We start from the raw sequence: 9,381 nt of genomic DNA on the forward strand, positions 1-9,381 counted from the left end.
GGTGTGATGTACGCGCTGCTCGCCGGGCTCGGCACCGGACTGTCCCTCATCGTGGTGATCGGCGCCCAGAACGCCCTCGTGCTGCGGCAGGGCGTGCTGCGGCAACGGGTGCCGGTGATCGTCGCCATCTGCGCGGGGTCGGACGCCCTGCTCATCGCCCTGGGCGTCGGCGGGGTCGGCGCGGCGCTCTCGGCGTGGCCGACCGCGCTGGAGGTGGTCCGCTGGGTCGGCGCGGCGTTCCTGGTGGGCTACGGCGTGCTGGCCGCGCGCCGGGTGCTGCGGCCGGCGGCGCTGCGGCTCGGCGGCGCGGCGTCGGCGGCGGTCGTCACGTGCCTGGCGCTGACCTGGCTCAACCCGCACGTGTACCTGGACACCGTGCTGCTGCTGGGCACCGCGTCGACCGCGTTCGGCGGTGACCGGTGGTGGTTCGGCGCGGGGGCGATGGCGGCCAGCGCGCTGTGGTTCAGCGCCCTCGGGTTCGGCGCGCGCCGGCTGTCGGGCACGTTCACGCGTCCTTCGGCGTGGCGGGTGCTGGACGCGGCGGTCGCCGTGGTGGTCACCGCGACCGGGGTCTCGCTGGTCCTCTGAAAGCCCCGCGCTCGCGGTCCGGGTCGTGCGGGTCGCCGTAGTGGCGACCGGTGCCGGGCGGCTCGCCGGTCCGCGGGGGAGTGCATTGGCCTCGCCAACGGTTGCCGGGGTCTATCGTCTACGCCCATGGCTACCTGGGACGACGTGCGACGGCTGGCCCTGGCGCTGCCGGAGACGGCGGAGCGACCGAGTTACGAAGGTCTGCCCGCGTGGCGCGTGCGGGACAAGGCGTTCGCCTGGGAACGGCCGCTGCGCGGCAAGGACCGCGAGACCCTGGGCGACGCCGCGCCGTCCGGCCCGGTCCTCGGCGTGAGCGTCGCGGACGAGGGGGTGAAGCAAGCGCTGGTCGCGGACGACCCGGCGGTCTACTTCACCACCCCGCACTTCGACGGCTACGCCGCCGTGCTCGTCCGGCTCGACGACATCCCGGAGGGCGAACTGGGCGAACTGCTCACCGAGGCGTGGCTGTGCCGCGCGCCCAAGCGGCTGGTGGCGGAGTTCCGGCGGTGACGCGCCCCGCCCGGGCGGGGCGCGCCCGCCTCACCACGTGCTGTTGACCAGCCCGACGCCCAGGTAGACCTGGTCGAAGCCGTTGCCGTCGTTGTCGTCGGTGTAGGCGACCGTGATCCGGCCCCACGCGTCGACGCCCAGCGCCGGCTCGTCCTGGCGGCCGGTGGCGGTGGAGACCGTCGCCTGGCGCGGCAGGCGGCCCTCGACCGTGCCGTCCGGGTTGAGGCCCTGCGTCACCACGTCCTGCGCCTGCGCCCAGGTGACCGCGACGTCGAGCTGGTCGTCGACGCCGATCTGCGGGTCCGCGCCCGGCAGCACGGTGTCCGCCGCCGTCCGCGCCGCGCCCGCCGCGGTGAACGAGCGGACGCCCACCCCGGCCGTGCCCGTGTGGTCGGTCTCCCAGGCCACCGCGAAGTCGCCGTTGAAGTTCGCCGCCACGACCGGGCGGCGCTGCTGCCCGCCCGTGGAGGCGTTGGCCGCCGCCTGCGCGACCTTCACCCCGCCGGTCGGGGTGAGCACCTTGCGCGCGACGTCGAACGCCCCGTCGCCGTCGCCGTCCTCGGCCCACGCGACGACCGCGTTGCCCGCCGCGCCCACCGCCACGTCCGGCCGCTGGTGCGTGCCGCCCGTCGCGTGCGCCTGCACCTCGTAGGACTTGGCGGAGATCGACGCGAACCCGGCCACCCGCACGGTGGCGTTCGCGGAGGTCTGCTCGTCCTCCCAGGCCACCGCGAACCCGGCGCCGTCCGGGTCGGCGCCCACCGCGGGCACGCTCTGCTGGCCCGCGGGGTCCGCGTTGGCGATCGCCGAACCCGACACCGCGCCGGTGTTCGACAGGGCCCGCACCTGGATGTTGTAGTAGCCGTTGCCGTCCGCGTCCTCCGCCCACACCACGACCGCGCTGCCGTCGTCGTGCAGGGCCACGTCCGGCTGCACGTGCCGCCAGTCGCCGCTGCCGCCGGCGGACAGCTTCTTCTCGTAGCGCGACTCGCCGTCCTTGAACAGCCGCACCCACACGTCGCTGTGCAGCGGGTCGGTCGGGGTGGCGTCGTCGCGGTCGTCCTCCCACACCACGGCCGTCCAGCCGTTGCGGACGGCGGACACGGCGGCGTTGTCCTGGTCCCCGGTGGCGGTGCTGTTGGCGGCGCTCCACGTGGCCGCGGCGGACGCGGTGCCCGCGCCGGCGAGGACCAGCCCGCACACGAGGGCGGGGACGGCCAGCTTCGTCGTCGTCTTCGTCGGGGTCGTCTTCATCAGGGTGCCTGCAATCCGGGGTTGCCCGCCTCGATCACGTAGCTCTGGAGCGTGCGGACCGGGTAGTCGCGCGTGGTGACCCGGTCCAGGAAGCGGAAGTCGACGTCCACCCGCGTCGCGGAGGTGCGCGTGCGGACGTAGCCGCGCAGGTTCTTGTAGAACTTCACGTGCGGGTTCAGGCTCGACAGGCCGTTGTCGGCGGCGTTGCCGTCGCCGCCGGAGGTGATCGAGGTCGTCACCAGCTCGGTGCCGACGACCCGGTCCTGCGCGGTGTAGTCGTTCATCAGGTTCGCCGCCCACGACCGGTGCACGTCGCCGGTCAGCACGACGGTGTTGCGCAGGCCCGCCGCGTCCCAGCCCCGCTGGAGCCGGCCGCGGTTGGCGGTGTAGCCGTCCCACGAGTCCATCGACCTCGCGCCGTCCGCGGAGGCGAGCTTCTGCGCGAAGAACACCTGCTGCCCCAGGAAGTCCCAGGTGCCGAGCTTCTGGCGCATCCCGTCCAGCAGCCACGCCTCCTGCGCCGCGCCGGTCAGCGTGCGCGTCGGCGCGTCGGCCTCCGGGCACACCTTCGTGCCGTCGCCGCACGCCTGGTCGTCGCGGTGCTGGCGGGTGTCGAGCAGGTGGAACGTGGCCAGGCCGCCCCAGCGGACCCGCCGGTACAGCTGCATGTCCTCCGCGACCGGCCGCTGCGCGGACCGCAGCGGCATGTGCTCGTAGTACGCCTTGTACGCCGCCGCGCGCCGCGCCGTGAAGTCGCCCGCCGGGGAGGAGTCGTTGCGCACCAGCTCGGCGTAGTTGTTCTCCACCTCGTGGTCGTCCCACACGACCAGCCACGGCGCGGCGGCGTGCGCGGCCTGGAGGTCCACGTCCGTCTTGTACTGCGCGTGCCTGACCCGGTAGTCGGCGAGCCCGTCGATCTCCGCCGCCGGCGAGAACCGGCGCACCTTCGTGGTGGTCGCCGCGCCCTCGTAGATGTAGTCGCCCAGGTGCAGCACCAGGTCCGGGTTCTCCTCCGCCATGCGCCGGTAGGCGGTGAAGTAGCCCTCCTCGTAGTGCGAGCACGAGGCGAACAGCATGGTCAGCTCCGGGCTGGTGCCGACCGCGGGTGCGGTGACGCCGCGGCCCACCGGCGAGATGTGCCCGGCGGCGCGGAAGCGGTAGAAGTACTCGCGGCCGGGCTGGAGGCCGTCGACCTCCACGTGCACGCTGTGCGCCCACGCCTGGGTCGCGCCGACCGAGCCGGTGCGCACCACCTGCGTGAACCGCCGGTCGGTGGAGACCTGCCACTCCACGGTCACGGTGGCGCTCGTCATGCCGCCCAGGCCGTCCGCGTTGAGCGGGCTCGGCGCGAGGCGCGTCCAGATCACGAAACCGTCCGCGACCGGCTCGCCCGAGGCGACGCCGAGGGTGAACGGGTAGGCCAGCGCGTTCGCGGTGGCGGGCGACAGGACGCCCACCCCCGCGCCGGCTATGCCGCCGGCGATGAGCGTTCGGCGGGACAACGGGGACATCGGCTCTCCTTCGGTGCAGGGCCGGGAAGATCGCTGCGCACCCCTGCGTACACCGGGAAGGTGAGCGGCACGTGTAGTACGGGTGTAGACGGGTAGGCCGTACGGCATGGCAAGACGGGAAGCCGAAGAGCACCCGTGGGGACCACGCACCCCCTACGGGGCCGGCGGGACGTGGCCGTCGCGGGTGGACGAGCACGTGACCGAGGAGCCACCTGTGCGAGCGGCAGGCGGCGCGGTGCGCACCTGCCAGGACGAGACCACCACCCGGGTCAAGTGGCTGCGCACCCGCACCGAACAAGCCGCCCCCAAGCCCTGGTACTAACCCGCTGACCCCCACTCACACGTCCCCAATGCAGAACTCAGGGTCCCTGAGCGTTGGACTCACAGGTCTTGAGCGTTGGACTCACGGGTCGTGAACGCATGACTCGCGCGAGAGTCGTACGTTCCGGCCCCGCGAGTCCGACGTTCGGGACCCCTGAGTTCTGCGTTCGCGACTGGCGAGTCATGCGTTTGTGGCGGGTGAGTCATGCGTTCAGGACGCGCGAGTTCTGCGTTCGTGGGGGATGGGTCATGCGGTGCGGCGGGCGCCGGGGGAGGCGGTGGCGGTCCAGGTCTCGGGGGTGGCGAAGCCGGCGGCGGCGAACGCCTTGCGCACGGCGGCCTCGCAGGCGGCCACGGCGGGTTCCTCGACCAGCGCGATCACGCAGCCGCCGAAGCCGCCGCCGGTCATGCGCGCGCCCAGCGCGCCCTCGGCCAGCAGCACGTCGACCGCCGTGTCCAGCTCGGGCACGGTGACCTGGTAGTCGTCGCGCAACGACTCGTGCGACGCGGTGAGCAGCGGCCCGACGTCGCGCACGCGGTCGCTTCGCAGCAGGTCGGCGACCTCCAGCACGCGGTGGTTCTCGCCCACCACGTGCCGCACCCGCCGGGCCAGGGTGTCGGGCAGGTCGTGGTCGGCGTCGCGCAGGTCGCGCAGCGCGGGCACGCCCAGCAGCGCGGCGGCCCGGTGGCAGTCGCGCCGCCGCGCCGCGTACTCGCCGTCGACCAGGCGGTGCGGCGCCTTCGTGTCCACGACCAGCAGCGACAGGCCGTGGCCGAACAGGTCGAACGGGATGTGCTCGGTCCTCATCGACCTGGTGTCCAGCAGCAGCGCGTGCCCCTCCCGGGCCAGCAGCGACGCCGACTGGTCCATGACCCCGCACGGCACGCCGACGAACTCGTTCTCCGCGCGCTGCGCGATGCGCGCCAGCTCGCGGCGGTCCAGCGACACCCCGGACAGCTCGGTCACGGCCAGCGCCACCGCGCTCTCCAGCGCCGCCGACGACGACAGCCCGGCGCCCAGCGGCACGGACCCGTCCACGAGCAGCCCGAACCCGCCGATCGGGTGACCGGCGTCCCGCAGCGCCCACACCACGCCCGCCGCGTACGCCGCCCAGCCGGTCACCGCGCCCGGCACGAGGTCCACGACCCGCACCTCGGTCGTGCCGCCCGCCTGCTTCGACGCGACCCGCAGCACGCCGTCGTCCCGCCGGGCCGCGATCACCCGAGCCGTCTGCGGCAGCGCGATCGGCAGCACGAACCCGTCGTTGTAGTCCGTGTGCTCGCCGATCAGGTTGATCCGACCGGGAGCCTCGAACACGCCCTCACGCACCACCGGTGCTCTCCCTCACCCGCAACGAGAACGGCGTCCGGACGTGCTCCGGCGGTCGTCGCGGGTCCTCGACGCGCCGGTGCAGCAGGTCCACCGCGGCCCGCGCCACGGCCGCCTTGTCCGGCGCGATGGTGGTGAGGGACGGCAGGCTGTACGCGCCCTCCTCGGTGTTGTCGAAACCGGCGACGGCCACGTCGTGCGGCACGCGCACCCCGCGCTCGGCCGCCGCGCGCACCGCGCCGGTGGCGAGCAGGTCGTTGAAGCAGAACACCGCGTCCGGCGGTTCGGGCGCGGACAGCAGCCGCGCCATCGCCTCCGCGCCGTCGCGGCGGTGGTAGTTCAGCGCGGTCGCGACCAGGTCGTCGCGCACGGGCAGGCCCGCGTCGGCCAGCGCCAGCCGGTAGCCCTCCAGGCGCTGCGCCGCCGTGCCGCGGTGCGGGTGCGCGCCGATCGCGGCGATCCTGGTCCGCCCCAGGCCGACCAGGTGCGCCACGGCGGTGCGCGCGGCCGCCACGTTGTCGATGCCCACGTGGTCGATCGGCAGGTCCACGAGGTGCTCGCCGAGCATCACGACCGGGATGCCGGGGGCCAGCTCGTCGAAGTCGCGCGCCTCCAGCGCCTCGGGGCTGACGATCGCGCCGTCGATCATGTGCGGGCCGAGCGAGGCCAGCGTGTCCCGCTCGCCCTCGCGGGTGCCCAGGGTCTGCTCGATCAGGACGTTCCACTCCCGCTCCCGCGCCGCCCCGAGCACGAGCCCGGCCAGCTCCGCGAAGTACGGCACGACCAGCTCGGGCACCACGAGGGCCAGGGAACCGGTGCGGCCCCGGCGCAGGTTGCGGGCGCCGAGGTTGGGCCGGTAGCCGGTGGCCTCCAGCGCCTGCTCCACCCGGCGGCGGTTCTCCGGTTTCACGAACGCGTGGCCGTTGACCACGTTCGACGCGGTCTTCACCGACACGCCGGCCAGCGCGGCGACGTCCTTGAGCGTGGCCAAGCGGTGCCTCCGCCTCCGTCGTGGTCTCGGGAACGACCGGAATGGTAGCCGGCCCCCCGACCGCTTTACAACGTTGTATCAACGAGGTAAGAACGGGGTGACCCACGTCACCAGCCCCCTGCCGACCGTGGAGCGACCATGCGCAAGCTGCTGTCCGGGCTGACCGGGCTCCTCGTCCTGAGCACCCTCGTGCTCGCCGTGCCGACGGCCGCCTCCGCCGCCGTCTGGCAGCCGAAACCCGCCCCGCTGACCACGCCGTGGACCGGCCAGGTGTCCCCGACCAACGCCCTGCCGGAGTACCCGCGCCCGCAGCTCGTGCGAACCGACTGGCTCAACCTCAACGGCGTCTGGGAGTTCGCCGGCGCCCCCGACCTCGACGCGCCGCCGATCGGCCGGACGCTCCCCGAGGGCGTGCTCGTGCCCTACCCGGTCGAGTCCGCGCTCTCGGGGATCAAGCGGCACGAGGACCACATGTACTACCGCCGCACGTTCACCACCCCGGCCGGCTGGGGCGGTCGCCGGGTGAAGCTGAACTTCGGCGCGGTCACCTGGGAGACCCGCGTCTGGGTCAACGGCACCCGCGTCGGCACGCACACCGGCGGCTTCGACGCGTTCTCGTTCGACGTCACCGACGCCCTGCGCGCCGGCGCCAACGAGGTCGTCGTCGGCGTGCGGTCCACGGTGGACGGCAGCTCGTACCCGATCGGCAAGCAGCGCCGCGACCCGAGCGGCATCTTCTACACCGCGGCGTCCGGCATCTGGCAGACGGTGTGGCTGGAACCGGTCGCGGCCGACCACGTCACCCGCCTGGACACGACCCCGGACGTGCCCGCGGGCGTCCTCGACCTCGTCGTGCGGGGCACGGCCGGGAAGCAGGTGCGCGCCGAGGTGCTCACCGGCGGCCGGGTCGTCGGCACGGCGAGCGGCACGACCGGCGCGCACCTGCGCGTCCCCGTCCCGGACGCCCGGCTGTGGTCGCCCGACGACCCGTTCCTCTACGACCTGCGGGTCACCCTCGGGACCGACGTCGTCACCGGCTACTTCGGCATGCGCTCGCTCGGCAAGGCGGTGGTCGGCGGCGTGACGAGGCCGCTGCTCAACGGGAAGTTCGTGTTCCAGCTCGGCACGCTCGACCAGGGCTACTGGCCCGACGGCATCTACACCGCGCCCACCGACGCCGCCCTGCGCTTCGACCTGGAGCGGCAGAAGGCGCTGGGCTTCAACATGGTGCGCAAGCACATCAAGGTGGAGCCGGCCCGCTGGTTCTACCACGCCGACCGGCTCGGCCTGATGGTCTGGCAGGACATGCCGTCGCTCGACGCGGTGGACGAGGTGCCGAACGGGCGCGCCCACTTCGAGTCCGAGCTGCGCCGGGTCCTCGACCAGCTCAAGGGCATCACCTCGATCGTGCAGTGGGTGCCGTTCAACGAGGGCTGGGGCGAGTACGACGCCGGCCGCATCGTGGACCTCGTCCGGTCGGTCGACAACACCCGGTTGATCAACCACAACTCCGGCTCCAACTGCTGCGTGTCCGACCCCGACCCGGGCAACGGCGACGTCGTCGACGACCACGCCTACCAGGTGTCCGCGGCCACCCGGCAGCCCGACGCGAACCGGATCGCCGTCCTCGGCGAGTACGGCGGCCTGGGGCGGCGGGTCGCCGGCCACGAGTGGCAGCCGGGCGCGGGCTTCGCCTACGGCGACCTGTTCCCCGACGAGACGTCGCTGACCACCCGGTACGTGGAGATCACCAAGGAGGTCGGCCGGTTCGTGCACACCCGCGGCCTGTCCGCGTCGGTCTACACCGAGCCCTACGACGTGGAGAACGAGGTCAACGGGTTCTACACCTACGACCGGCAGGTGCTGAAGGTGACCGAGGCGCGGGTGCGCGAGGTCAACCGGCGCGTGCTGGCCGTCGCCGACGGCACCGAGGTCGGGCGCGGCGAGGCGATCTCCCTGCGGGTCACCACACCCGGCCACACCGACCGCCACCTGCGGCACCGCGACGGCCTGGCCCGCACCGACGTCGTCGGCGACGACACCGGTCGCCTGGACGCGACGTTCTGGGCCCGGCCGGGCCTGGCCGACGCGGCGTGCCTGTCGTTCGAGTCGCGCAACTTCCCCGGCCGCTACCTGCGGCACTCCGGGTTCCGCGTGCGCTCGGACGCCGCCGACGGCACGGCGGGGTTCGCGGGCGACGCGACGTTCTGCGCGCGCCCCGGCTCGGGCGGCACGGCGCTGGAGTCGCGCAACCTGCCCGGCCACTTCCTCCGGCACCGCGACGAGGCCGTGCACGTGGCGCGCCCCGGCGGCCCGAACCCGTGGGACACCGCCGAGGGCTTCGCGGCGGACACCACGTGGGCCGCGACGGTCCCGCTGTGGCGCAGCGGCGCGGACCTGCCGCTCGACCGGGCGCGCTCGTTCCGCGTCACCACGGCCGGGTTCACCGACCGGTACCTGCGGCACCAGGACGGCGTCGCGCGCACCGACGTGGTGGGCGCGGGCAGCGCCGCGCTGCTCAAGGGCGACGCGACGTTCGTCGTGCGGCGCGGCCTGGCCGAGCCGTCGTGCTACTCGTTCGAGTCGCGCAACGTGCCCGGCCACCACCTGCGCCACCAGGCGTTCCGGGTGCGGATCTCGCCGAGCGAGGACACCGACCTGTACCGGCGCGACGCGACGTTCTGCGCCCAGCCCGGCACCGGCGGCGTGAAGCTCCGGTCGCTCAACGAGCTGGGCGCGTCCGTGCGGCACCACTCGGCGGAGGTGTGGGTCGCGGTCGACGGCGGCGCGCACCCCTACGACGCCCCGTCGTCCTACGACGCGGACACCACCTGGGCCGTCGACGCGCCCTGGTCGCCGTAGTCCGGGTGGACCGA

7 protein-coding genes are annotated in these 9,381 nt (G+C 73.9%); 3 read left to right on the forward strand and 4 right to left on the reverse strand.

What is annotated here, in order from left to right:
- The first annotated feature begins 6 nt into the window (after window positions 1-6).
- Window positions 7-588, forward strand: coding sequence for a LysE/ArgO family amino acid transporter (locus ACR807_RS28885; RefSeq protein WP_438924602.1), 582 nt, complete (start codon window positions 7-9; stop codon window positions 586-588).
- Between the two features lie 126 nt (window positions 589-714).
- A complete protein-coding gene (locus tag ACR807_RS28890) occupies window positions 715-1,098 on the forward strand; it encodes an MmcQ/YjbR family DNA-binding protein (RefSeq protein ID WP_438924596.1) in 384 nt (127 codons plus the stop codon).
- Between the two features lie 30 nt (window positions 1,099-1,128).
- Here ACR807_RS28890 and ACR807_RS28895 read toward each other — a convergent pair whose 3' ends face one another.
- The 4 genes from ACR807_RS28895 to ACR807_RS28910 all read right to left on the reverse strand — a co-directional run bounded on the left by ACR807_RS28895 (window position 1,129) and on the right by ACR807_RS28910 (window position 6,505).
- Window positions 1,129-2,352, reverse strand: coding sequence for a hypothetical protein (locus ACR807_RS28895; RefSeq protein ID WP_438924597.1), 1,224 nt, complete (start codon window positions 2,350-2,352; stop codon window positions 1,129-1,131).
- The gene (locus ACR807_RS28900; RefSeq protein WP_438924598.1) at window positions 2,352-3,863 is read right to left on the reverse strand and encodes an alkaline phosphatase D family protein; all 1,512 of its coding nucleotides are present in this window, start codon (window positions 3,861-3,863) and stop codon (window positions 2,352-2,354) included. Before ACR807_RS28900 ends, ACR807_RS28895 begins: the two co-directional genes overlap by 1 nt.
- Before the next feature lie 568 nt (window positions 3,864-4,431).
- Window positions 4,432-5,517, reverse strand: a complete 1,086-nt coding sequence (gene galK / locus ACR807_RS28905; protein ID WP_438924599.1) for a galactokinase — start codon at window positions 5,515-5,517, stop codon at window positions 4,432-4,434.
- Window positions 5,507-6,505, reverse strand: a complete 999-nt coding sequence (locus ACR807_RS28910) for a LacI family DNA-binding transcriptional regulator (RefSeq protein ID WP_438924600.1) — start codon at window positions 6,503-6,505, stop codon at window positions 5,507-5,509. The genes galK and ACR807_RS28910 overlap by 11 nt, the downstream gene beginning before the upstream one ends.
- Window positions 6,506-6,643: 138 nt before the next feature.
- On the opposite strand from ACR807_RS28910, the gene ACR807_RS28915 reads away from it, so the two are divergent.
- Window positions 6,644-9,367 carry an AbfB domain-containing protein gene (locus ACR807_RS28915; protein WP_438924601.1) on the forward strand — a complete coding sequence of 908 codons (2,724 nt, stop codon included), beginning with the start codon at window positions 6,644-6,646 and terminating at the stop codon, window positions 9,365-9,367.
- The last annotated feature ends 14 nt before the right edge of the window (window positions 9,368-9,381 follow it).

It is taken from the genome of Saccharothrix sabaoui (assembly GCF_051756985.1).
Classification (GTDB): Bacteria; Actinomycetota; Actinomycetes; order Mycobacteriales; family Pseudonocardiaceae; genus Actinosynnema.